Raw genomic sequence first — 23,786 nt, forward strand, 5'->3', positions numbered from 1 at the left:
CCCCGCCGCCGTGCTGATGGCGCCTATTGGGCGCCTTGTCAGCCGCCGCTCAGACGAGCGCGTGGTACAGCCCCAACAACCCCGCCAACCCGTACAACACCGGGTGCGTGTCCCGGTGACGCCCCGTGAGGAGCTTGAGCACCGCGTAGCTGACGATGCCCGCCGACACGCCGTGGGCAATCGAATACGTGAAGGGCATCATCGCCACCGTGAGGAAGGCCGGCAGCGCCTCGTCGAAGCGCGTCCACGGCACCTCCACCGCCCCGGACATCATCATCGCCCCCACCGCCACCAGCGCGGGCGCGGTGGCGACGGCGGGAATGGCGGACAGCAGGGGGATGCAGAACAGCGACAGGAGGAACAGCCCGGCCACCGTCACCGCCGTCAGCCCGGTGCGGCCGCCCTCCTCCACGCCCGCGGCGGACTCGATGTACGTCGTAATCGCGCTCGTCCCCAGCGCCGCGCCCGCCATGGTGCCCACCGCGTCCGCGACGAAGGCGCGGCCCGCGCCCGGCAACTCGCCCCTGGGCGTGAGGAACCCGCCCAGGCGCCCCACGCCCAGGAGCGTGCCCGCCGTGTCGAACACGTCCACGAAGAACAGCGCCAGCGTCACCCCCAGCACCTTCATGCTGAAGAGGCCGCGGAAGTCGAGCGCCCCCAGCGTCTCGCGCGGCAACGAAGGCCAACGGAAGACGCCGGACGGCCCTGGCGACAGCCCGAGCACCCACGCGCTCACCGCCACCACCGCGATGCCGATGAGCAGCGCGCCCTTCACCCGCCGCGTCACCAGCGCGCCAATGAGGAGCAGCCCCGCCAGCCCCAGCAGCACACTGCCTTCGTGCAGGTTGCCCAACTGCACCAACGTCTCGGGGCTCGCCACCACCAGCCCTCCGTTGCGCAGGCCGATGAGCGCCAGGAACAGGCCGATGCCGGTGGTGGTGGCCAGCTTCAGCGACTGGGGGATGGCGTTGATGAGCAGCGTGCGCACGCCGCCGAAGGACAGGACGAGGAAGATGAGCCCTTCGGCGAAGACGGCGGTGAGCGCCACCCGCCAGTCCACGCCCAGCCCCTTCACGATGCCATAGGTGAAGTAGGCGTTGATGCCCATGCCCGGCGCGAGCGCGAAGGGGAAGTTGGCGTACACGCCCATGATGAACGTGGCCACCGCCGAGCCCACCGCCGTGGCGAACACCACGTCCTCCGGCGGCATCCCCGCCTCGGCGAGAATCTGCGGATTCACGAGCAGGATGTACGCCATGGTCAGGAACGTCGTCACGCCGGCCCGCAGCTCGGTGGCCACGGTGGTGCCGCGCTCCCGGAGGTGGAACCAGCGCTCGAGGGATTCCATGGCCGCGCATCTTCGCCGCGCCGGCCCGCAAATGCGAAAGGGCGCGGAAGGAATGCTCCTTCCGCGCCCTTCCCAGGTCAGCTCATCCGGCCTGGACTACGGCTGGATTTCGCGGACGGACAGCCACTTGAAGTCCACGTCGTTGGCGTTGTCCCAGCGGAACGTGGCGATGGGGCCGCCCCAGGTAATGGGCATGGCGCCGACGGCACCACCGCAGTGCTGGGCGTCGCCGCCCCAGGTGCCGGAGTCCACCATGTCGTAGACCTTCTTCCAGGTGACCTTGTCGGCGTTCTCGTTGACGTACATCTCCAGCCGCACAGCCTCCTTGCCGCTGACGGTGGTGTTGCGCATCACCGCCTTGAAGCCCACCCAGCGGCCCTTGAGCGCCGAAGTCGCGGGCTTGTAGGACGCCTGCTCGTAGGAGACGTGCCACGTCTCCTTCTGCCAGCGGGCCCGGCCGTCATAGTGCAGGCCGCCCTTGTAGCTGCTGCCCTCGCAGCCCGACTGGTCGTCGTTGTGCTTGCCGCCGCGCGCGTACCAGTCGAAGTTGTCCGAGCCGTCCTGCGCCGCGTTGAGCTTCACGAAGCCGGTCATCTCGATGTTCTTCCAGTCGTTGGCGGCCTGCATGTAGCCACGGCTGGCGAGCACGTCGCGGTCGTACGTGGGAATCTTCGAGGCGCTGTAGCCCGTGGACGTGAAGACGCTCATGCGCACCTGGCTGTCCTTCATCTTCCAGGAGCCGTCCGAGTTGCGCGTAATCGGGTTCTGCGGGTCGAAGCGCGAGTCGCTCGTCGCATTGTCCGCGAGGGCCCACGTCTCACCGCCGGCCTTCGTCGGGTAGAGCATGGTGACGCCGAACTTGTCCTTGCCGTCGCCAGGCGTCGGCGGGGGGTCGGTCGGCGGCGGCGTGGTGGTGCCGGTAATGGCCGCCAGCTCGGCGATGCTCGCCCAGGTGTTGAGCGTGTTGCCGTTGACGGTGACGCGCACGTAGCGGGCGTTCACCGTGGGGAACGTGTAGCGCTCGAAGGACGCCGTCTTGCCGGACGAAGTGCCGGCGAACACCTGCGTGAAGGTGGTGCCGTCCGACGAAGTGGCGATGACGAACTTGTTGGCGCGCGTGTTGCCGGCGTGCCACGCGATGTCCATCGCATTGATGGCCTTCACCGCGCCCAGGTCACCGCGAATCCACTGGCCGATGCCGCTGCTGGACCAGCGCGTGGACAGGTTGCCGTCGATGGCGTTGGCCGGCACGTTGCCGTCGTTCCCGCTGGCGGTGACGGAGGTGAAGCCCCCGGCGGCCAGCGCGGGTGTCGCGGCCACGAGCGCGGCCAGCGAGAGCACGCCCATCGGCATGCGGAAGCGCTTCCATCCCCCTCTGGATGAAGTCATGTGCTGTCGATTCAATTCACTACCTCAGGTGAGGCCGCGTGGTGCCACGACTCACCGGGACGGACGGTGCCACCCCGGCGCGCCGCGTTCCCCCCGCGGCGCGTTGGCTTCCATTCGCTGACCGCCACACGGCAGGCGCCCCCACGTTCGGTGCGTGAGGCTCCCTGCGAGCCACGGTCAGCAGCGTTGGTTGATCAACGTTCGGACTGCGGGCGCCAATACCCTTTGAGCCGATATGGAATTCCCACCGCGTTTGTGAATCGAGGCCTGCTCCCCCGCCCGGGCAGTACCCGCGCGGAGGAGCGCCTTGCGTCCCGCTCAGCCCTTCGGAGTGAAGCGCACGACGGCGGCCGCCGGCCCCTGAAGTCGCAGCATGCCGTCCTTCAGCGGCGCGGCATCCAGGGTGCCGCCGAAGCGCGGCGCCTCGCTCCACAACACCACTTCCGCACCGGTGGGCACGCGGTGCTCCAACGTGCCGCGGACGGAGACGATGACTTGAAAGCCCTGCCCGCCGCCGCGCCGCTCCAGCATCAGCGCGTCCGGCCCGAGCGCGCGGGCGTCATGGGCTCCCGCCCTGACGTCCTTCAGCGCGGGCTCCGACACGCGCAGGTGGAGCAATTCGCGGTACAGCGCGCGCACCCCCGCGTGCTCCGGCTGCTCCGCCTCGCTCCAGTCCAGCTTGGAGCGGGTGAAGGTCCGCGGCGCCTGCGGGTCCGGCACCTCGGCGCCGGCGAAGCGCGTGAAGCCGGCGAACTCCTTGCGGCGTCCTTCCGTGACGAGCCGGCCCAGTTCCTCGTTGTGGTCCGTGAAGTAGAGGAAGGGCGTGCTCGCGTTCCACTCCTGCCCCATGAAGAGCAGCGGCGTGTAGGGCGACATCAGCAGCAGCGTGCTCATGGCGCGAAAGGCCGCGGGGGACACGTCGTGCCCCAGCCGCTCGCCCAGGGCGCGGTTGCCCACCTGGTCATGGTTCTGGATGCAGTGGACGAAGCGCCAGGGCTCCAGCCCCTCGGCCTTCGTGCCGCGCGCGTGGCCCAGGTTCTTGGACACCTGGCCCTCGTAGAACCAGCCCTGGCGCAGCGTGCGCGCGAGGTCCTCCGTGCTGCCCGTGTAGTCCTGGTAGTAGCCCTCGCTGTCCCCCGCGAAGGCGCGCCGCAGCTGGTGGTGGAAGTCATCCGCCCAGACGCCGTCCAGCCCGTGGCCCTCCGGAGAGGGACGCAGCAGCTTGCGCTCGTTGCGCTCGTCCTCGGCGATGACGAGCACGCGTCGGCCCGGTGCGGATGCGCGGGCACGCTCGGCGATTTCGGTGAGCAGGTGCGGCGTGCCCTCGTCGACAATCGCGTGCGCCGCGTCCAGGCGCAGGCCGTCCGCGTGGTAGTCGCGAATCCACATCTCCACGTTGGAGAGCACCAGCGAGCGCACGTACGCGCTGCCCTCGCTGTCGTAGTTCACCGCGTCGCCCCACGGCGTGTGGTGGCGGCCCGTGAAGTAGTGCGGCGAGTACGCGCGCAGGTAGTTCCCGTCCGGCCCGAAGTGGTTGTAGACGGCGTCGATGAGCACCGCGAGCCCGCGCGCGTGCGCGGCGTCGATGAGCCGGCGCAGCCCCTCCGGACCGCCGTACGCGTGCAGCGGCGCGAAGAGGTCCACCCCGTCGTAGCCCCAGTTGCGCACGCCCGGGAAGGCGGCCACCGGCATGATTTCCAGCGCGGTGACGCCCAGATCCTTGAGACCGGGCAGCCGGGAGATGAGGGCCTCGAAGGTGCCCTCGGGCGTGGCGGTGCCGACGTGCACCTCGTAGATGACGAGTGATTCAGGCTCCACGCCCTTCCAGCCCGCGTCCGTCCACTCGAAGTCCGGCACCCCGACTTCGGACGGGCCATGCACGCCGAGCGGCTGCGAGCGGGACCACGGGTCCGGGAAGGGGCCCTCGCCATCCACGCGCAGCTTGTAGAGCGTGCCGGCGCCGTGCCCCTCCATCAGCGCGCCGAAGCAGTCGCCGGACTCCGGCGCCAGCGGGACGATGCGTCCGGGCTGGCCGCGCGCATCGTGAATCACCGCCTCCACGCGCTGGTGGCCGGGCGCCCAGACGCGCCACCGCACCCCATTGCCCTCCACCCACGCCCCCAGTCGGGGCACTGCCGTCCGTGTCGCTCGAAAGCCGTCCTCGGGAACCATGTGGCCGCTTCTGTAATGCCCCTGCTCCAGGTTGGGAGGAGGGTTCCGCCCCCGCCCGGCGGAGATGTTCACGGCTGGGCAGGCGTCCCATCCGAATGGGAACCGGAGGACGGTGGAGCCCTGGCCCGCCCGCCAGCCCGGGGGCGGATGCCACCTTCACGGTGCACCTCGCCGGGCGGGCGGCCAGGGGAGCGCGCGGTGCGGTCCGGGCAGGCGCCGCGCGGGCGTCACGCACCTTGTGGATGCGCGGCTCCGCCGGGATGATGCGCCCCTCCCGAGAGCGCCTGGAGCCCCCTGGAATGAGCATCGCCCGCACTGGCCTGGAGCCGCGGTCCATCCCGCGAGGAGTGGACGTGCGCTCGCGCGTTGCCGCCCTCGAGGTGCTGTCCCCGCGCGAAATCGACGCGCGCCTGACGGACCTGGGCTACCGCGGGCAGGACGAGGCGCGGCGCGCGGCCGCGGTGCTTGCCTACCGCCACCTGCGCCGCATCCGCCGCCTCCACCTGGAGGGGCTCGCCCCCGAGCCGGGCCTGCGGGAGAACTGCCTGTTCCTCGGGCCCACCGGCTCGGGGAAGACGTTCCTCGTGGAGTTGCTGTTCCGCGAAATCCTCGCGGTGCCCACCGTGCTGGCGGACGCCACCCAGTTCTCCGAGACGGGCTACGTGGGCGACGACGTCAACACCCTGCTGTCGCGCCTGTACGAGGTGGCGGACAAGGACGCGGAGTGGGCCGCCTGCGGCGTCATCTGCATGGACGAGTTCGACAAGCTCGCCACCAGTCGCTCCGACAGCCGCTTCGCCGGACAGCAGACCACCAAGGACGTCAGCGGCTTCGGCGTGCAGCGCAGCCTGCTGCACCTGCTCTCCGCCTCCAGCGCGGACTTCCCGGCGGACTTCGGCTTCACCAGCCGCCTGCAGCCGGAGAACATGGACCTGGCCTGCCTCACCTTCATCGCCTGCGGCGCCTTCAGCGGACTGCGCTCCACCGCCGAGGGCATGGCGCGCGAGGAGCGGCTGGGCTTCGGCCGGGAGCCGCGCGCCTTCCAGCAGGAGGCCATCGCCTCGCAGGTGTCGCAGGAGCAGTTGGAGCAGACCACCGCCTTCGCCCGCTACGGCTTCATCCCGGAGCTCATCGGCCGCTTCAACCGGCTGGTGTCCTTCGCCCCGCTGGACGCGGCCACCCTGGGCGACATCCTCCAGCACAACGTGCTGCGCGCGTATGAGCGCGAGTTCGAGCAGGAGGGCTTGCGCCTGCTGGTGGAGCCCGCCGTGCGCGAGCACGTGGTGGCGCGCGCCCTCAAGCGCGAGACGGGCGCGCGCGGCCTGCGCACCACCCTGGCCCCGCTGCTGGAGGGCGCCGCCTACGAGCACTTCGGCCGGCACGACACGTCCGGCACCGTCCGCCTGGTGATGGCGGGCGACGAGGTGCGGGCGCTCGCGGAATAGTCCCGCCCCTGGCCACCGGCCGACGCTGCGAGGGCGTGGAGGTGGCCTCCCTGTCACGCCGGGAGGGCAGGCCCGCTGCTCACGGCGCGCGCGCACGCCTTACGGTTTCCTCGGAGCGACGGAAGCCGGAGGCAGCGCACATGCACCACACGCGAGAGATTCCCCGGGAGGGGTGGGCGGACTACCTCGCCCTGCTGAGCAACCTGGAGAAGGACCACTGGGTCCGCATCGAGATGGAGAGCCCGGAGCTGGGTGAGCAGCCGCTCGCCAGCCGCCTGCCGCTCATCGAGATTGCCCTCGAGGAGAAGGGCAGCGACAAGGGCTCCGTCGAAATCATCGTCGGCCGGCCGGGGGACGAAATCACCCACCGCATCAGCACGCCGGACCACATCTACGCGGACGAGAGCGAGAGCGGCGAGCTGGAGTGCCTCGACATCGAGACGTCGGACCACGTGAAGACGCTCATCTTCTTCGAGCAGTCCAGCGCCGGCGACGAGCGCGGCGCCAGCGCGCCGATGTGAAGCGCGAACGACGAAGGCCGGAAGGCGCCCCCTCGTGAGAAGAGGAACCCTCCGGCCTCGGGGCCCTACGCGGCCCGCCAGGGCTCACGCCGTGGCGGGTGCGTCAGCCGTGTACCCGGTGATTACGGGTACAGCGAGCGGGCGCCCGTCTTGTCCAGGCTGGTCAGGACGAGGTCGCCCGTCTGCGTGCCGTTGCACTGGGGGTAGTGCATGACGGACGAACGGTCGTAGGTGGACGTCAGCGCGCGCCACTGGCTGTCCTCGTAGCAGCCGCTCGCGGTGGAGCGGGTGTGCTCGTGACGGAAGCCGAGCGTGTGGCCCAGCTCGTGGCGGAGCACGCCGGTCAGCGTCCAGGGCGCGATGCTGCCGAACGCGCTGGTGGAGATGAGGATGTTGCGGCCCGAGCGAGCGGAGTTCGGGAAGAACGCGCGCGCCAGGTAGGACGTGTCAGACGTCTGACGCACGTCGAACAGCACGCCCGTCTGGGACGCGGTGCAGTTGCTGTCGTAGGTGGTGCTGTGGACGAAGTTCACGCTCGCGGTGGCCTCCCAGGCCGCCGTCGCGCTGTTCATCGCGTTGACCACGGCGGTCTTGCGCGTGCCAAAGCTGCTGGTGCTCACGCAGTAGGTGAGGTTGCTCTTCTGCGTGGAGCTCCACTTGATGTCGCCGCCGATGTAGTACACCGCCAGGCCGCCGTGGGTCGTGCCCTTCTCCTCGGCGATGTTGTTGTCGTAGAAGCCGCGCAGCTCCTCCTTCGAATCGAAGGCGAGGTCGCCGTCGATGATCCACTTGCCCTCGGCGTCCTGGAAGGCGTTCGCCTGGAACTCCTCCCACGACATGACAGGGGCCTGCGTCTCGGAGGCCTCGGGGCCACCGCACGCGGTACCGAGAAGGGCAACACCAGCCATCAGCGCAAAGGTGCGAAACTTGAGCATCGGAATCCTCTGAAAACGACTGCGGGGGACGCACCGGCCGCCTGGCTTCCACCAGCCGCGGTCCGGCGCGCCCCGCCGATGAGCAATTGATGGGCCAGTTGACACTCAGAGGGTGAAAACGGAAATCGCCGCTTAACCTGGACTGCCCGTACTCCATGTCCCCATGCGGCGAATGTAAACAAGATTGACAATCAAGGCGTCAAGTCCGCATGGGCATGAGGAAATCACCTCACGCGGGCGAGCGTTTGAAAAAAGTACAGCGCTGTCGGGTTATCAGTCACCTGCACGGGGGTCGCAGCTCCCCGGAAGTCCGGGAGCACGACACACTCGCGCGCGCAGTGTGGGTCATTCTCGGTCGTCACCCAGACCCGCTGCGTCAGTCCTTCGACGCAGCGCGCCCGGCAAGAAGGAATATCGGCGCACCGCGCCAGAAGTTGCTTCGCGCGGCTACAACAGGGCGCGGCGCACCTTCCAGAAGGTCTCCTTCGCGGCGCGGAAGGCGGCGGAGTCGGCGGGCAGCAGGGCGCGCAGCAGTTCCGCGGACTGCGTCTGCAGGGGTCGCACGCAGTGGGCCTCCACCTTGGCGCGCAGGAAGCCCACCGGATCTCGGTTGCGGTAGTCGGCGAAGTACGTCTTCAGCTCGTTGCGCGTGCGGGCGCGGCCGTTGTCCGCGTACTTGGCCACGTAGGGGCTGAAGTCCGGGTACAGCCGCCCCTGGCCGAAGTCGCCGTGCAGGGTGGTCTTCATGAAGTTGCCGATGAGCAAATCGTCGAAGACCTGGTAGCGCACGGCCGTCATCAGCGAGTTGCGCGGCGCCTCGAAGGTGATGCCGCGGCGGAAGCGGCGCGTGTGGAACTCGACGACGTGGTCCTGCCCGCCCACGCGGAAGCGGAGGAAGTCCAGCGCGCTGCCCAGGTGCTCGATGGAGCCGAAGTAGTCCTGCAGCGCCTTCGCCTCGTCGGGCTCCAGCAACTGGCTCCAGTCGTCGCCGAACTCCTTCGGGTCCACCGGGCGCAGGGCGCGCTCCTTCGGGCGGATGAGCTCGGTGCTGTCCTTGATGAAGTCCTGCTGGATGAAGGCCGGCAGGAGCGCACAGGACTGGGACTCGAAGCCGCGGCCGTAGTCCTCCAGTGTGGTGGTGTACTCGGAGGCCCAGACGCTGTCGGCGCGCTGGTACTTGTGCATGGAGCTGAAGGGCACGAAGTAGCGGGCGCCGTAGAACTCGGCCTGGCGGGCGATGGTGCGGCCCACCGGGTTCTTCGCCGCGGCGTAGGGGGGGATGCGCTGCCCGTCCTCGGTGAAGTAGTTGATCATGTCCGCGTCGCCGTAGCCGGACAGGGCGAGGAGGTACGACTCCTTGTAGCCCCGGACGATGCTCCGCACGTAGCGGCCCCAGCCGCGGTCTCCCGCGTCGTTGAGGTTGATGACGAGCCGCCCGCCCACGTCCACCAGCAGCACCGCGTCCTGGTTCATGTCCGGCAGGCACATGACGCGGATGCGCGGGGACAACTGCGTCCACACCCGGTCCGGCAGCACGTGGGCGCTGAAGCCCTGGCCGCGCAAGTCGTCACGGATGCGGTTGCCGAAGTGGTTGGGCACCAGGAGCGTGGCCTTGCGCAGCTTCTCCAGCGACTCCGTGCTCAGGTGGTCGGGGTGGCCATGGGACAGCCACACGTACTCGCACCGCTGGATGGTGTCGCGCTGGGCCTCCGGGACTTCGTGCGACAGCGTCCAGCTTCCGAAGTACGCCCCACCGTCCGTCCACGGGTCCGTCACCAGCACCGGACCGCCGTCGTGGCAGATGAGTGTGGCATTCCCAATGGTCTCGAAACCCAGTTCCATCTCGCGCTTCCCCCTCGCCTGCGCTCCCCCGCGCTGGATGGGCCGAAAGGTGAAGCCCGGGCACATGGAGGCACAGTGCCCTCCCGTGCAGGGAAAATGATTTCCCACCTGGCCGGCCGCTCCGGGTGAAGGAGGGGACGGCCCTACTCGACGACGAGGCGGCCCACGCCGTGCTCAAAGTCGCGGTGGACGGTGCAGAAGTAGGGGACCATGGAGCCGGGGACGGCGTCCTCGGGGATGGTGAAGGAGCGCTCCTCCCCGAGGAACGGGCCCGTGTCGAAGAAGATGCCGTCCGACTCACCCGGGACGAAACTGCTGGGGTGCGAGGCGCTCGTCGCCGAGTGCGGCGCCGTGTCCAGGTTGAGCACCGTCACCGTCTGCCCGGGCGCCACCCGGATGTGCGTGGGCGTGTAGTGCCAGTCGTAGATGGTGACGCGGACGTAGTCGCCCGGCAGCGGTTCGCAGCCCCCCACGAGGGCCGCCACCAGCCCCACGCCCCACCCCTTCCCCCACCGAGCTCGTCGCATCCACGGCCTCCCGTGTCACCACCAACGGGACAGGTGGGCACGAACGGGGCGTACGGGGAGTACGGGGAGAGCGTCCGGGGCCGGACACCTGTCGGGCGCACGACGCGGCGGGGCGGCGAAGCGCGGAGCCGGTGACACCCGGCCCCGGGCGTCCAGGCGTCCAGGCGAGGGGCGGGCGAGGGCGACAGTCGGCCCGGGCACGGGGGCGACGGTGCCTCCGGGCCCTCAGCGCCGGCGCGAGACGAGGGAGAGGATTTCCGTGCCGTAGCGCTCGGTGAGCGCGGGGCCCACGCCGTGGATGGCCATGAGCTCCCGGCCATTCTCCGGCCGGGCCACGGCGATGGCGCCCAGCACCTTGTCCGTGAGGATGCGGAACGCGGGCACCCTGCGCTTGCGCGCCTCCGCGAGCCGCCAGGCCTTGAGCGCCTCCACCAGCGCCGGAGACGCCTCCGCCCCGTCCGCGTCGCTCAGCACGGCGCGCCGCCCGCGTGACGTGGGGGCCGGCGCGTCGTCGTAGACGATGTCCGCGCGCCCGCTCCGGGAGGCATTCCACGAGGAGCGGCCCTCCGAGCCTCCCGCCGGGGCATTGGCGCGCCAGTGCTTCGGCCGGGCCTCGTCCCCCGCGTCCGGCGCCGAGCCGCGCGAGCGCGAGGACCGGCCCGCGCCCGCCTCTGCCGCCGAGCGCGAGGCGCGCTTGCGCGTGGGGCGCTTCGTCCCGGTGCCCGACGCGTCCGCCTTGCGGCGCTTCTTCTTCGTCGCCTTCTCCAGCGGGAGCGGGAGGAACACCTGGCCGGGGTCCACCGCGCGGGTGCGCCGGCCCTCGTCCGTCAGCGACAGGCGCTGGAAGTTGATGACCTGCCCGTCCTTGTCGAACGAGTCCACGTCCAGCCGGGCCAGCCCCGCGCGCACGAGCCCGCCCGCCAGCCGCTCGAAGTCTCGGCGCGGGAGGGCCTCGCCGAACAGCTCGCGGTGGAGCCGGCCCATGGCCTGCCCGTCGCGCTCGTGCAGCGACTCGAGGATGCGCTCCAGCCAGTGGCGCTCCGCGGAGGTCGGCTCGACGAAGCGCAGGGTGGCGCACGTCTCGGGCGCGCAGACGTCGCACAGGCCGCACGCCTCGCCGGAGTCCTGCACGTCACCGAAGTGCGACACCAGCTGCTTCATGCGGCACCCGTGGGCCTCCGCGTAGCGCCCCATCTGCTCCAGGTGCAGCAGCTTGCGCTCGCGCTGCGAGGTGTACGAGGCCATCCACCCCGGCCGCCCGCGCGCCACCGTCTCCTCCGGCGTCATCACCACGCCGCCGTGAATCCAGAGCTGCTCCAGCGCCTTGTCGAACACCTCCGGGTCCCCGCGCACGCGGCCCTGGAGCACCACCTTCGGCTCCAGCTGCGTGCCCGTGGACTGGAACAGCCGCTCCAGGACGTGGGGCTCCGGGTAGTCGCGGCGGTGGAAGAACTCGTGCGTGCGCCGGTCGATGTACGAGTGCAGCAGCACCGCGCGCGACGGTTTGCCATCACGGCCCGCGCGGCCCAGCTCCTGGTAGTAGCCCTCCAGGCTCGCCGGCAGCGCGGCGTGGATGACGGTGCGCACGTCCGGCTTGTCGATGCCCATGCCGAACGCGGTGGTGGCCACGATGACCTCCAGCGCGCCCTTCAGGAACTCGGACTGCACGCGGTCGCGCTCGGCGGGCTGGAGGCCCGCGTGGTACGCGACGGCGGGGAACTCGCCCGCGAGCGTGTCCGCGAGCTGCTCGGCGTGCTTGCGCGTGGCCGCGTAGACGATGGCGGGCCGGTTCTCCTCGTCCTGCAGGAGCGAGTGGATGGCGTCGCCGCGCGCGCCGGGGTTCAGCTCGCGCACTTCAATGGCGATGTTGGTGCGGCGGAAGCCGTGGATGAAGGTGCGCGCCTTCCCGCCGGGTCCGTGCAGCACGAGCTGCTGGACGATGTCGCGCTGCACGTCCGGCGTGGCGGTGGCGGTGAGGGCCACCACGGGCGCGGGGCGCAGGAGCGGGAGCCGGGCGCCGAGCAGGCGGTAGTCCGGCCGGAAGTCGTGGCCCCACTGGGAGATGCAGTGGGCCTCGTCGATGGCGATGAGCGCGGGAGTGCGGCGCGCGAGGAACTCCACGAAGCCGGGCACGCCGAGCCGCTCGGGCGCGATGAAGAGGAAGTCGAGCCGTTCCTCCAGGTAGTCCGCGCACACCTGGCGGGACGTGGCCCTGTCCCGCCCGGAGTGGATGCGGTCCGCCGCGAAGCCGAGCGACTGGAGCCGCGCCACCTGGTCTTCCATGAGCGCGATGAGCGGGCTGACCACGAGCGTGGTGCCCGCGCGCGCCAGACCCGGGAGCTGGTAGCAGAGCGACTTGCCCGCGCCGGTGGGCATGACGAGCAGCAGGTCCTCCCCCGCCGTGGCCGCGCGGCAGACGGCCTCCTGGTAGGGGCGGAACTCGGAGAAGCCGAAGGCCTGCTTCAGCAGCGGGCGGAGCTGGTCCGGCGGCGTGGGCGCGCGAGGCACCCGCGCGGGACGCTGTCCGGACGACGGCGCGGTGGGGGCAGCACTCCGGCGCGAGGGCGTCCTGCTTCCCGCCGGGCCCGCGTTCCACGCGGCGGCTTCCGGCGCGGGGCCGCGCCAGGCCCGGGAGCCCGTCGGGTCCACCTCCATGGCGGCCGGGGCCGGAGCCATGGACGCGGCGGAAGCGCGCCCCGGCGACATCACCACCGAGGCATCGGAGAACGCGTTCGAGGCGACCCGGCGCGGCCCGCCCTGACTCGCCAGAGACGGACCCGGGGAGAGCGGACCGGGCGGGGACGCCTGGGGGAAGGCGCGCGGCGGCGCGGCGGCCGGGCTCGTGGGCCCCTGCCCCACCACGTCGATGACGTACTTCTCGATGCCGCGGAGGAACTCGTCCAGCTGTCCCTCGCCGCTTTCGATTCGCTGGAGCCACGCCTCCCACTGCCCCGTCATGGCGGGCGACTTCACGTGCGGGTGGACCACCTGGATGAGGTGGATGCCCTTCTCCGTGGCCTCCATCACCTTGCCCGTGCGGCGCAGGTACTCGCGGTCCAGCAGCACCTCGATGATGGCCGCGCGCGTGGCCGGCGTGCCCAGGCCCGTCTCGCGCATCGCGTCCGCGAGCTCCTTCTCGTCGAGTGCCTTGCCCGCCGTTTCCATGGCCGTCAGCAGCGACGCATCCGAGAAGCGCGGCGGCGGGCGCGTGCGCTTCTTCACCGCCTCCGCGTCCTCCACCGTCTGCGGCTGCCCGCGCTCCAGCCCCGTGGGCAGCGACTGCGGCTCGTCGTCCGGCTCGCGCTCCTCGTCCTCGCCCTTCTTCCCCTCCGCCTTCGGGCGCGGGGCCTTCTTCCCGCCGCCGATGTCCAGCACCTTCCAGCCCACCCGCTCCACCTGGGTGCCGGTGCTCTGGAAGCGGTCCACCAGCCGCGCCGCCGCGTCCCCGGACGTCACCGCCGTGATGACGGTGGTGACGCGCCAGACGTGGTCCTCGTGCCAGGCCTGGAGCACCCGGCGGCACACCAGGTCGTAGATGCGCTGCTCGTCCGGCGACAGGCGCACGCCGTCCGGCGACGTGGGCGTGGGGATGATGGCGTGGTGGTCCGTCACCTTCGCGTCGTCCACGTACCGCTTGCCGAGCGGCCGCGAGCCCGTGCCCGGCGCCAGGTCCTCCTCGAAGGGCGCGCGGATGGCGTTCACCACCTCCGGCAGCGTGTCCGCCACCGTGCGCGACAGGTGCCGGCTGGCGGTGCGCGGGTAGCTCAGGAGCTTGTGCTTCTCGTAGAGCGCCTGCGCCACCTCCAGCGTGCGCTGCGCGCTGAAGCCGTAGAGCCGGTTGGCGTGCCGCTGCAGCTCCGTCAAATCGTAGAGGAGCGGAGGCGGCATCTTCTTCTCCTCCGCCTCCAGGGACTCAATCGCGGCGCTGCCCTTGCGCACGCGGTCGATGATGGCCTGGGCCTCCCTGCCGTCCGCGTCCAGGCGGCGGGCCTCGCGCGGGGGCTCGCCGTGCGGCACCACCGGCCTGCCGTCCGGCCCCGAGCGGAACCACGTGCCCTGGTACCGGGCCCCCACGGGCACGGCCTTGGAGCGCGGCACGAAGGTGGCCACCACCTCCAGGTAGTCCCGGGGGACGAAGTCGCGGATGGCCAGCTCGCGCTCCACCACCATGGCCAGCGTGGGCGTCTGCACGCGCCCCACGCTCAGCATCTCCCCATGGCCACCGTGCGCCAGCGTGTACAGGCGCGACAGGTTCATCCCCACCAGCCAGTCCGCCCGGCTGCGCCCCATGGCCGCGGCGGCCAGCGGCTCGTAGTCGCGCCCGTCCGCGAGCTTCAGGAAGCCGTCGCGGATGGCCCGCTCCGTCAGCGAGGACACCCACAGCCGGCGCACCGGCTTGCGGCACCCGGCGGCCTCGTAGATGTAACGGAAGATGAGCTCGCCCTCGCGGCCCGCGTCCGTGGCGCACACCACGGCGGAGACCTCGGGCGCGTTGAGGATGCGCTTCACCACCCCGAACTGGGTGTGCGTCTCCTTGGAGACGACGAGCGGCCACTCCGCCGGCAGCATGGGCAGCAGCGCGCGGCTCCATTTCTTCCAGTCCGGGCGAATCTCGTGCGGCTGCGCCAGCCCCACCAGGTGGCCGATGGCCCACGTCACCACGTAGCCGTTACCCTTGAGGTAGCCGTCCCCGCGCTCGTTGGCCCCCAGCACCCGGGCGATGTCGCGCGCCACGGCCGGCTTCTCCGCCAGCACCGCCAGCACGGAGGCGGAGCCCCGCCCTCCGGCGCGAGCGTGCGCGCCGTCATTGCTCCCGAGCCTGTCCTCGCGGGGCGACTCGCCCATCTCGTCCCACCTCATGAAGCCCTGTCCCCTCCCGCCCGTTCCGCCCACGCCCTGGGTAGAGGCCCTGGCGCGCCGCGGAAGCCCTCTCCCCTATCGCGACAGGCTGACATGGTCGGGCCCCGCTGTCCCTACCCGTCACGCCTGCCCGCTCCACGGCCGGCCGAGGGAAACCCAACGCGCGCCATGTCACATCCGCGTGCGCCGGGTCCCAACGCTCCAGGTCTGAGGAAATGGGGAAACCACCGGAGCCTCCCGCCCTCGCATGGCGGGTCAGCGCACGCTGGCGCCTTCGCGCAAGCATTTGGCGCGGCAGAAGAAAACTGCTCCCCGTGCCTGGGTCAGTATGCCCTTGTTGCCAGTCGCCAACGGCGCCTGACGACAGGGGGAAGCAGCTTCACCATTGGTGCAGGGGGGAAGCAGATGTCACACGTCGCGCATGAGTCGGGCCAGGGGATTCCGGGGGGAAGCATGAGGCCCGGTGGCATGTCGCGCGGAGACACAGGGGCCACGATTCGCAGGCCAGGGCGTCAGTCCTGGATGGAGTGGCAGAGGGCGGTCGAGGGGGAGACAGGGGGAATCGCGGTACCGGCACTGGCCGTCTTCGCGGGGGCGAAGCGGACGCAGCTGGGGGTACTCGCGAAGTCGACCGCCACCGAGCCACTTCGTGAAGTCATGGGGGAAATGACGCGGGTGGCATCTCTGCGCCCGCAGACGTTCGGACGGGCCCAGACACTGGCGCGGCTGCGGGCACTCTCGCGGCCCGCGGTGGCCTGGGAGGACGCCGGACGGTTGAAGGGGGAATCACGGCTCGTGCGGGTGTCGGTACAAGGGGTACCGGACCCACGCCGCATGGAGCCCTGACGCGCACCGGGGGGATGCGCGTCGGCAAAAAAGTTCGCTGGAGGGGTCCAAGGCCCTCCGGACACATCAAGGGCGGGTCGGAGGACGTTGCCGCGGGGGCGGTGGCGTCTGCGGTAGGGGGACCCGGGGTCACGCTCGCCAAGAGGGGGAGAGCGAACCCGAGAATGGGTCATTTCCGGGGGGTGCTCCGAGTCCATCGGAGCACCCCCCGTAGCTTTTCAAGGGCCTGGCGCCGGCCGTGCGCGCCTCACTCCACGTGCAGAATCATGCTGCCGGTGAGGGTGCGGTTCACCGTGAGCCACAGCGCGTCTCCGGCGGCGTCCACCGAGGCGAAGTAGTCCACGTCGGCCGTGAGCGCCTGCCCGTCCAGGGTGACGCGGCCAGGCGGCGTCGACGCGGTGTAGCCGCGCAGCACCACCAGGGGGTGCGTGAGGGTGCGGGCGCCGGCCTCGAAGCGGAGCGTGGCGCGGTTGCTGGCGGCCTGGGCCTCCCAGGTGGCGTAGACGGGGTTGTAGCCGGGCACGTCGTACGTCACGGAGTCGGCACGTCCCACGCCTCCGGGGCCGCGGGTGGCCACGGTGCCCTCGGTGGCCGTCAGGCGGACGGCCTGCCAGGCCTCCACTTCGGCCACCCGCTTCAGCACCGGGTCCTCGGCGTGGGTGCCCAGCACCAGGAAGGTGGAGTAGCTCTGGTAGGGGTGGCCGGAGAGGTTGGCGTCGTCGCCATAGCGCGGGTACTGGCGCTGCCCCACCGCGCCGAAGTTGCTGCCCCACGCCAGTCGGTGCGAGTGGGTGGTGGTCGGCAGCTCGTACTGGTTGAGCTGGTACGTCCAGTTGTAGTCCACGGGCATGGGGCCGTCCGCGTCGCGAGTGCCCCGGCTGGGGTAGAGCCAGTAGCCGCCCGCGGGCTTCTGCTCCCACGTCTGCGTCTGCACCACGCCCATCTCCGCGTCCGGCGCCGCCGTCCACATGCGGGTGTAGGGGACGACGTTGGGCGCGGCGTAGTCCCAGCCGGTGTTCATCGTCACCGGGGAGGAGAGCGTGACGAAGCGGTTGCGGTCCCCCCAGCCCAGGCCGGCGATTTCGGCGTTGGCGTTGTCGTCGAAGAGCAGGTCGCCGTAGGGGGAGCGCACGTCGGCTTCGATGAGGTCGGCGGCGAAGCCCGAGGCGTCGTGCGTAATCGCGTAGAGCGGGTGGCTGCGGCCGGTGGCGAAGAGGTAGTGCACCGTCACGTTGACGACGTGGCCGTCGAGCGGGAGCGGCCAGCGGAACTCGTGCAGCGCGTGGTGGCGGCCCTCGAAGAGGGTGCGGCCGGTGCCTCGGATGCCCTCCGTCCAGTTGCCCCAGGTGGCGCCGTCCTTGAGGTGGCACACCACCATGCCCCAGCCAGGGACCTGGGAGTGCGCGCCGTCGCAGGTGCGCGTGGCGCCCTGCGCCTCGTAGGTGTAGCGACGGAGGTAGCCGCCGTTCCACCCCGCGGGGTCCGTGGCGTCGTTGCGCACGAGCGCGGCCGAGCGCGGCCGGCAGTCGTCGTCCCGCCACGTGTAGCGGTCGGTACGGAAGCCCTCCAGTTGCAGGTCGCGCTCGAGCTTCAGCGGGGCGCAGGTCCCTGACTCGACGGTGCCGGCGTCGGTGTCGTCCGTGCCCGCGTCCGCGACGTCCGTGCCGGCGTCCAGCGGGTCATCATCTCCGGGCTTCACCTCCTTGCCACCGCAGGCCGCGAGGACCAGGGCCAGCAGCAGGCCCAGCGCGCGGGCCCGCGGAAGGAAGACGGAGAGGTTCAGGTCGGGCGTCATCGTTGCTCCCTCGCGGCGGACAGAGGCTCCACCGTGAGGGCGAGCCGTGCCGCTCACCTCTCCTGCCAAGCTGTTAATCTGGTTGCAAGAACTGGCGGGTGTGGACTGCGGAGTGTCCGGGAGGCGACGGCGAGGCAATCAGGCGTCGCGGAACGGTGGATGGTAGTACCTTGCCCTCATGGCTCGCTGGTTCAACACCGCCGGTCCTTGCAACCCGGTCGACCACTACATGCTACCGGCACTTCGGCGACTGCCGGAGGTGCAACGCCTCATCGACCAGAAGGGCTACTTCGTCGTCCATGCCCCCAGGCAGGTGGGCAAGACGACCGCGTTGCTCTCGCTGGCCCGGGACCTCACCGCTGAAGGGCGGCATGTCGGCGTCCTGGTCTCCATGGAAGTGGGAGCCGCCTTCCTCCATGACGTGGGAGCAGCCGAAGCAGCCATCCTCCAAAGCTGGCGCAATGCGATGCGCGCCCAGCTCCCCCCCGAGTTGCAACCGCCGGTGTTTCCCGAGGCTCCGCCCGGAAACCGCATTGCCACCGCGCTGACGGCCTGGTCCGAGGCCGCGGGCAAGCCACTGGTCGTCTTCCTGGATGAAGTGGATGCACTCCGCAACGGCGTGCTGATCTCCGTGCTGCGACAGCTCCGCGATGGTTATCGGAACCGTCCCGACCACTTCCCCGCGTCGCTCGCGCTCATCGGCTTGCGAGACGTACGCGATTACAAGGTGGCATCCGGAGACGGCGACCGGCTGGTCAGCGCGAGTCCCTTCAACATCAAGGTCCGCTCGCTCACGCTGCGCGACTTCACCGAGGACGAGGTGGCCGAGCTCTACGCCCAGCACACCTCGGAGACAGGACAGAACTTCGAGCCCGGGGCACTCACCCTCGCCTTCGAGCTCACGCAAGGCCAGCCCTGGCTGGTCAACGCGCTGGCCAAGGTGGCCGTGGAGGAGCTCGTTCCCGACGTGTCTCGGCCCGTCCGTCGTGCCGACATCGAGAAGGCCAGGGCCATCCTCATCCAGCGCCAGGAGACCCACCTGGACAGCCTGGCGGAGCGCCTGCGTGAGCCGCGCATCCGCGCCGTCCTCGAGCCCATGCTCGCGGGCGACATTCCCGGCGCACTTCCTCCAGATGACGTCCGCTTCGCGGTCGACCTCGGGCTCATCCGTATCACCTCCACCAGTGGAGTGGAGGTAGCCAATCCCATCTACCGCGAGGTCATCGTCCGCGAGCTGGCCTATTCCTCACGGGCCGCCCTCCCCGCCATCCAACCCTCCTGGCTGAAGCCGGACGGACGCCTCGACGCGGAGCGCCTGCGCGAGGCCTTCCTCGCCTTCTGGCGCCAGCACGGCGAGCCGCTCCTTGCCACCGCGCCCTACCACGAGATCGCGCCCCACCTGGTGCTGATGGCCTTCCTCCACCGGGTGGTCAACGGCGGCGGCACCATCGAGCGCGAGTACGCCATCGGCCGTGGTCGCATGGACCTCTGCGTGCGCTACGGACAGGACACGCTGGCCATCGAAATCAAGGTCTGGAGGGACCGCGAGCCGGACCCACTGGCCGAGGGCCTCACCCAGCTCGAGGGTTACCTGCACGGGCTCGGGGAGCAGCGCGGCTGGCTCGTGCTCTTCGACCGCCGAAGCGGCCAGCCGCCCATCTCCGAGCGCACCCACGCCGAGGAGGCCCGTACACCCTCGGGCCTCCCCGTCACCGTCATCCGCGCCTGAGGGACTTCAGCCCGCCTTCGCGGTGCCCTTCTCCTGGTGCCAGGCCGCGAGCACTTCCTTCTCGCGCTCGGCGGTGATGCCCGCATCCAGCTTCGCCTGACGCTCGGGCGGCAGCGTCTTGAACCACGCCAGCGTGTCGCGAATCGTGTCCGCCGTGGGCCGGAAGGTGAGGCCCGTGGCCACCGCCTTCTCGATGCTGATCCGCCCCAGCCCCTTCTCCTCGCCCGTGCGCGGCACCCACACCGGCATGTCCGTCCAGGCCGCCACCTTCTGCTTGTCCAGGAAGGCCGTGTCCGCCCAGGTGAAGGTCGCGTCGCCGCCCGTGGTCTTCTTCGTCAGCTCCAGCAGGTCCTTCATCAGCACCGGCTGGCTGGGGCCCGTGGCATTGAAGACGCCCTTCGTGCGCCGCTCGACGCCGAGGATGATCCACGCCGCCAGGTCCCGCGCGTCGATGAACTGCACGGGGTCCTGCCCGTCACCCGGCGCCAGCACCTCGCCCCCGCGCGCTACGCGCACCGGCCAGTAGGTGAAGCGGTCCGACGGGTCGTCCGGCCCGACAATCAGGCCCGGGCGTACGTTGAGGACGCGGCCGGGCATGGCCGTCTCCGCCGCCTTCTCGCACAGCGCCTTCAGCGCGCCGTAGTTCTCCATCACCTTCTCGTTCGTCTCGTCCGGCATCGTCGCCACCGGCGAGGACTCGTCGACGCCGTAGTTCGACAGGTCCTTGTAGACGGAGATGGAGGACACGAAGACGTAGTGCTCCACGTTCGGCGCCAGCAACTCCGCCGAGGCCTTCACGACGCGCGGCACATAGCCGGAGGTGTCCACCACCGCGTCCCACTTGCGGCCCTCGAGCGCCTTCAGGCCGGTGTCCTTGTTCGGGTCGCGGTTGCCCTGCAGCTTCTCCACGTCCGGGAACAGGCCCGGGTTGGTGCGGCCGCGGTTGAACAGGGTGACGGTGTGGCCGCGCGAGCGCGCGAACTCCACCAGCGCCGGGCCCAGGAACTGGGTGCCACCGAGGATGAGGATGCTCTGCGGCTTGCCGGGCGGCGGCACCTTCGCGGCCTGCCCCTGCGTGTCCGCGTCCGTACCGCCCGCGCCGGACTTGCTCGACGAGGCACAGCCCAGCGCCCAGAGCGAGCCCACCGCGGCCGCTCCCTGAATCACTCCTCTACGGGACAGCTTCATGCCGTGTTTCTCCTGTTGCCCTGTTGCTTCGAAGGACTGCGTGCGGAACGGGCCGCTTTCAGCGGGCCGGGACATTATCGGGAACCGCGGGCCCGAGCGTGGCCGGAGTTCCCGTCTGCTTCCGCTGATGTCGCGCGAGGTACAGCGACACCGCGAGCCACAGCCCCGCCAGCGGCACCGCCACCAGGGACAGGCCCGTCATGCTCATGCCCAGGGCCTTGAGCCCCTCCTGGAGCCACCCGCTCACCGTGTCGCTGCCCCGGTACACCACCGTGTCGATGAAGCTCTTGGACTTGTAGCGGGCCTCGCGGTCCACCGTGGTGAAGAGGATTTCCCGCGACGGGCGCTCCAGCGCGTAGTGGCTCGCCCCGCGCACCGACTTGAAGGCGATGAGCACCCCCAGCACCGGCACCGCCGCCAGCCCCAGGAAGCCCAGCGCGGTGAGCACCGGCGCCACCGCCATGGCCGCTCCCAGCCCCAGCCTGGAGATGAAGCGCCCCGTCACCAGCGCCTGCAACAGCAGCGTCGCCAGCTGCACGTAGAAGTCGATGTCGCCGTACAGCGCGGTGCGGTGGGCGGCGTCCTTGCCCACCTCGGAGACGAGCCGCACCTCCTGGAAGTTGATGAACGTGGACGTGGCCGCGTACAGCAGCACCTGGAGCCCGAGCGCCAGCAGGAACGGCGACGTCATGATGAGCCGCAGCCCGGCGAGCACGCCTCCGCCCACGGGGCCCTCCGCGGCCGGGGGCTGATGCTGGACGTCATGGGCCCAGTTCGCCAGCCGGCGCACGCACTGCGTGCTCACCTCCAGCAGCACCACGGTGATGAGGATGAGGTTGACGGGGCCCAGCGGCTTGGCGAGGCGCCCCACCAGGAAGGGCCCCACCAGCATGCCCGTGGTGCCTCCCGCGGCGATGAAGCCGAACAGACGCTTGCCCTGGCCGCTGGCGAACACGTCCGACATGAAGCTCCAGAAGATGGAGACGACGAACAGGTTGTAGACGCTCAGCCACACGAAGAAGACGCGCGACACCAGCACCGGCGCCACTTCCAGCTTCAGCAGCGCGAACAGCACCAGCAGGCACAGCAGGAAGAAGCGGTAGACGAGAGGAATCACGACGCGGCGCGGCCAGCGCGCCACCACCGCCGAGAAGGCCGGCACCACCGCCAGCATCACCAGGAACGTCGCCGTGTAGAGCTCGGGCAGGTCCTTCACGCTGCCCGCCGTGCCCAGCTCCGTGCGGATGGGCTTGAGGATGGCGTAGCCGCACATCAGCGTGAAGAAGTAGAGGAACGAGCCGAGGACCGCGCCCACCTCCTCGTCCCGGACATCCACGAATCGCTTGAGCATGGGGGGTGATGGTCGCGCGCGTTGAGGGAAGCCCGGAAGCCTGAGTCCCGGCCGGGCACGTGCCCGGACTCCTGAGGTCCAGCCGGGCACTGCCCGGCCAACGAAGGCCCGGGCAGTGTATTCCCGGGTTCCCCGTCCGGAGAACGTCCCAGGTCGGACCGAAAATGCCGTGCGACGCGGAGCCCCGGGGTCCGTTCTCCAGACTTCGTTCCCCGGGCCCGCGGCGTCCCGAATCCGGGAAGGGTGGGGACCTCACTTCGTACGGACAGGTCCCCACGGATGGCTGGGACGGACTACTTCCCGGCGGCGAGCGCCTCGCGGAGGGCGGCCTCCACGCGGGGCAGGGCCTCCTCGATTTCCTTCACCGAGGTGGCGCCGACGGACAGGCGGAACCAACCGGTGTCGGCGGGGAGGCCAAAGGCCTGGAAGGGCACCACCGCGAAGCTGGCCTTCTCCAGCAGCAGCTTGCGGATGTCGTCGTTCGTCTTCAGGCCGCCCTTGCCCACCAGGTCGAAGCGCACGGAGAGGTAGATGGCGCCCTGCGGGGCGATGTGCTGCACGGGCAGGCCCGCCTCGCGCATCCGCGTGAAGCCCTTGTGCAGCGCCTCCAGTCGCTCGTCCACGCGCTGGCGCATCACCGTGAGGAAGGACTCGGTGGCCTGCGTGTCGTCGAGGTAGCGCGCCACCGCCACCTGCTCGGCCTTGGGCGCCCAGGCGCCCACGTGGCCCAGCACGTCGCGCATGCGGGCGATGATGGTCGGCGGGCCCACGCCCCAGCCCACGCGCACGCCCGTGGCGGCGAAGGCCTTGGAGATGCCGTCCACGAAGACGGTGTACGGCGCGATTTCGGGCACCAGCTCCACCGGCGTCACGTGCTTCACCGCGCCGAAGCTCAGCACCCAGTAGATGTGGTCGTACATGAGGATGAGCGGCTTGTGGCCGCGCTTCTCACGCTCGCGGTTCTCCGCGACGACGCGCTCGCAGATGGCGGCCAGCGCGTCCGGCGAAATCATGGTGCCGGTGGGGTTGAGCGGGCTGCACAGGCACAGCAGGCGCGCGGAGGGCAGGTGCGGCGCGAGCTGCTCCACGGTGGGCATGAAGCCGTGCGCGGGGTCCGTCTCCACCACCACGCTCTTCGCACCCATGATGTACGCGTAGTGGTTGTTGTTCCACGAGGGCACCGGGTAGACGACCGTCTCTCCCTCGTCCAGCACCGCGCGGTAGGTGCCGTAGATGATGGGGCGGGCGCCGCCGGCGATGACGATGCCCTCCAGCGGATACTTCAGGCCGAGCGCGCGCTCGTAGAAGCGCTGCACCGACTGGCGCAGGTCGAGCACGCCGTCGGACGGCGGGTAGTTCGTCTCCCCGGCCTGGAGCGCGGTGGCGATGTTCTGCCGCAGCCCGTCGGGGATGGGGAACTCCTTCGGCGCGAAATCGCCCACCGTGAGGTTGCACACCTTCTGGCCTTTGGCGACGAGCTCCCGGATTTGCGCGGCGATTTTGAGGATTTCGCTGCCGACGAGGCCCCTCGCCATGGTGCCCACGGTGGAGTCATCCCGTGACGGGCGGGGAAGGGAGGTGAGGTCGATTGCCATGAGGTGTTGCTCTCCGGTTCGTTCGCGTTGAAGGGGGCCACGCGGACTGCGGCCGGGCGCGCACCATAACCGCGGCCCGGCCCCCCGTGTGTCATGCATTTGCATCCGGTGGCCGAAGTGCCGCTGTTTCCATTTTCCGGGGGGGGTGCCCTACCCCGGCCCACCGAGCCAGGGGCAGCCAGGACGCCGGGCCCTCTCCGGAAAGGTCGGAGCGACGCGTACGCCGAGCCTCCGCGCGAGGCC

At 70.5% G+C, this 23,786-nt stretch carries 14 protein-coding genes; 3 read left to right on the forward strand and 11 right to left on the reverse strand.

The features are described from left to right. Positions 1-49: 49 nt before the first annotated feature. The 3 genes from OV427_RS17040 to treZ all read right to left on the reverse strand — a co-directional run bounded on the left by OV427_RS17040 (position 50) and on the right by treZ (position 4,909). Positions 50-1,348 (reverse strand): NCS2 family permease, encoded by a 1,299-nt coding sequence (locus tag OV427_RS17040; protein ID WP_267857180.1) that lies wholly within the window; start codon positions 1,346-1,348, stop codon positions 50-52. Between the two features lie 96 nt (positions 1,349-1,444). Beyond that, positions 1,445-2,752, reverse strand: coding sequence for a discoidin domain-containing protein (locus OV427_RS17045; protein ID WP_267857181.1), 1,308 nt, complete (start codon positions 2,750-2,752; stop codon positions 1,445-1,447). 303 nt (positions 2,753-3,055) lie between these two features. Continuing rightward, positions 3,056-4,909: a malto-oligosyltrehalose trehalohydrolase gene (gene treZ, locus OV427_RS17050; protein WP_267857182.1), complete on the reverse strand. Its 1,854-nt coding sequence runs from the start codon at positions 4,907-4,909 to the stop codon at positions 3,056-3,058. A gap of 299 nt (positions 4,910-5,208) precedes the next feature. Here treZ and OV427_RS17055 point away from each other — a divergent pair, with 299 nt between their 5' ends. Further along, the gene (locus tag OV427_RS17055) at positions 5,209-6,354 is read left to right on the forward strand and encodes an AAA family ATPase (RefSeq protein ID WP_267857183.1); all 1,146 of its coding nucleotides are present in this window, start codon (positions 5,209-5,211) and stop codon (positions 6,352-6,354) included. A 140-nt stretch (positions 6,355-6,494) separates the two neighbouring features. Further along, a complete protein-coding gene (locus OV427_RS17060) occupies positions 6,495-6,875 on the forward strand; it encodes a DUF5335 family protein (RefSeq protein WP_267857184.1) in 381 nt (126 codons plus the stop codon). Positions 6,876-6,997: 122 nt separating this feature from the next. Here the strand turns inward: OV427_RS17060 and OV427_RS17065 are convergent, their stop codons facing one another. The 5 genes from OV427_RS17065 to OV427_RS17085 form a co-directional block, all read right to left on the reverse strand. After that, a complete protein-coding gene (locus tag OV427_RS17065; RefSeq protein WP_267857185.1) occupies positions 6,998-7,810 on the reverse strand; it encodes a M57 family metalloprotease in 813 nt (270 codons plus the stop codon). 447 nt (positions 7,811-8,257) lie between these two features. After that, positions 8,258-9,652 carry an MBL fold metallo-hydrolase gene (locus OV427_RS17070; protein WP_267857186.1) on the reverse strand — a complete coding sequence of 465 codons (1,395 nt, stop codon included), beginning with the start codon at positions 9,650-9,652 and terminating at the stop codon, positions 8,258-8,260. 143 nt (positions 9,653-9,795) lie between these two features. Next, positions 9,796-10,179 (reverse strand): cupredoxin domain-containing protein, encoded by a 384-nt coding sequence (locus tag OV427_RS17075; RefSeq protein ID WP_267857187.1) that lies wholly within the window; start codon positions 10,177-10,179, stop codon positions 9,796-9,798. A 225-nt stretch (positions 10,180-10,404) separates the two neighbouring features. Beyond that, a complete protein-coding gene (locus OV427_RS17080; RefSeq protein ID WP_267857188.1) occupies positions 10,405-15,039 on the reverse strand; it encodes a DNA topoisomerase 3 in 4,635 nt (1,544 codons plus the stop codon). Positions 15,040-16,132: 1,093 nt separating this feature from the next. Next, positions 16,133-17,680 (reverse strand): hypothetical protein, encoded by a 1,548-nt coding sequence (locus OV427_RS17085; protein WP_267857189.1) that lies wholly within the window; start codon positions 17,678-17,680, stop codon positions 16,133-16,135. Between the two features lie 178 nt (positions 17,681-17,858). On the opposite strand from OV427_RS17085, the gene OV427_RS17090 reads away from it, so the two are divergent. Further along, positions 17,859-19,409, forward strand: a complete 1,551-nt coding sequence (locus OV427_RS17090; protein WP_267857190.1) for an ATP-binding protein — start codon at positions 17,859-17,861, stop codon at positions 19,407-19,409. A 6-nt stretch (positions 19,410-19,415) separates the two neighbouring features. On the opposite strand, the gene OV427_RS17095 is transcribed toward OV427_RS17090, so the two are convergent. The 3 genes from OV427_RS17095 to OV427_RS17105 all read right to left on the reverse strand — a co-directional run bounded on the left by OV427_RS17095 (position 19,416) and on the right by OV427_RS17105 (position 23,543). Then, on the reverse strand, positions 19,416-20,597 hold the full coding sequence (locus OV427_RS17095) for an SDR family oxidoreductase (RefSeq protein ID WP_267857191.1): 1,182 nt from the start codon (positions 20,595-20,597) through the stop codon (positions 19,416-19,418). A 58-nt stretch (positions 20,598-20,655) separates the two neighbouring features. Next, positions 20,656-21,948: an NTP/NDP exchange transporter gene (locus tag OV427_RS17100; RefSeq protein ID WP_267857192.1), complete on the reverse strand. Its 1,293-nt coding sequence runs from the start codon at positions 21,946-21,948 to the stop codon at positions 20,656-20,658. A 293-nt stretch (positions 21,949-22,241) separates the two neighbouring features. After that, entirely contained in the window at positions 22,242-23,543 is a 1,302-nt protein-coding gene (locus OV427_RS17105) for a pyridoxal phosphate-dependent aminotransferase (RefSeq protein ID WP_267857193.1), read from the reverse strand. Between the last annotated feature and the right edge of the window lie 243 nt (positions 23,544-23,786).

The organism is Pyxidicoccus sp. MSG2 (assembly GCF_026626705.1).
Classification (GTDB): Bacteria; Myxococcota; Myxococcia; order Myxococcales; family Myxococcaceae; genus Myxococcus.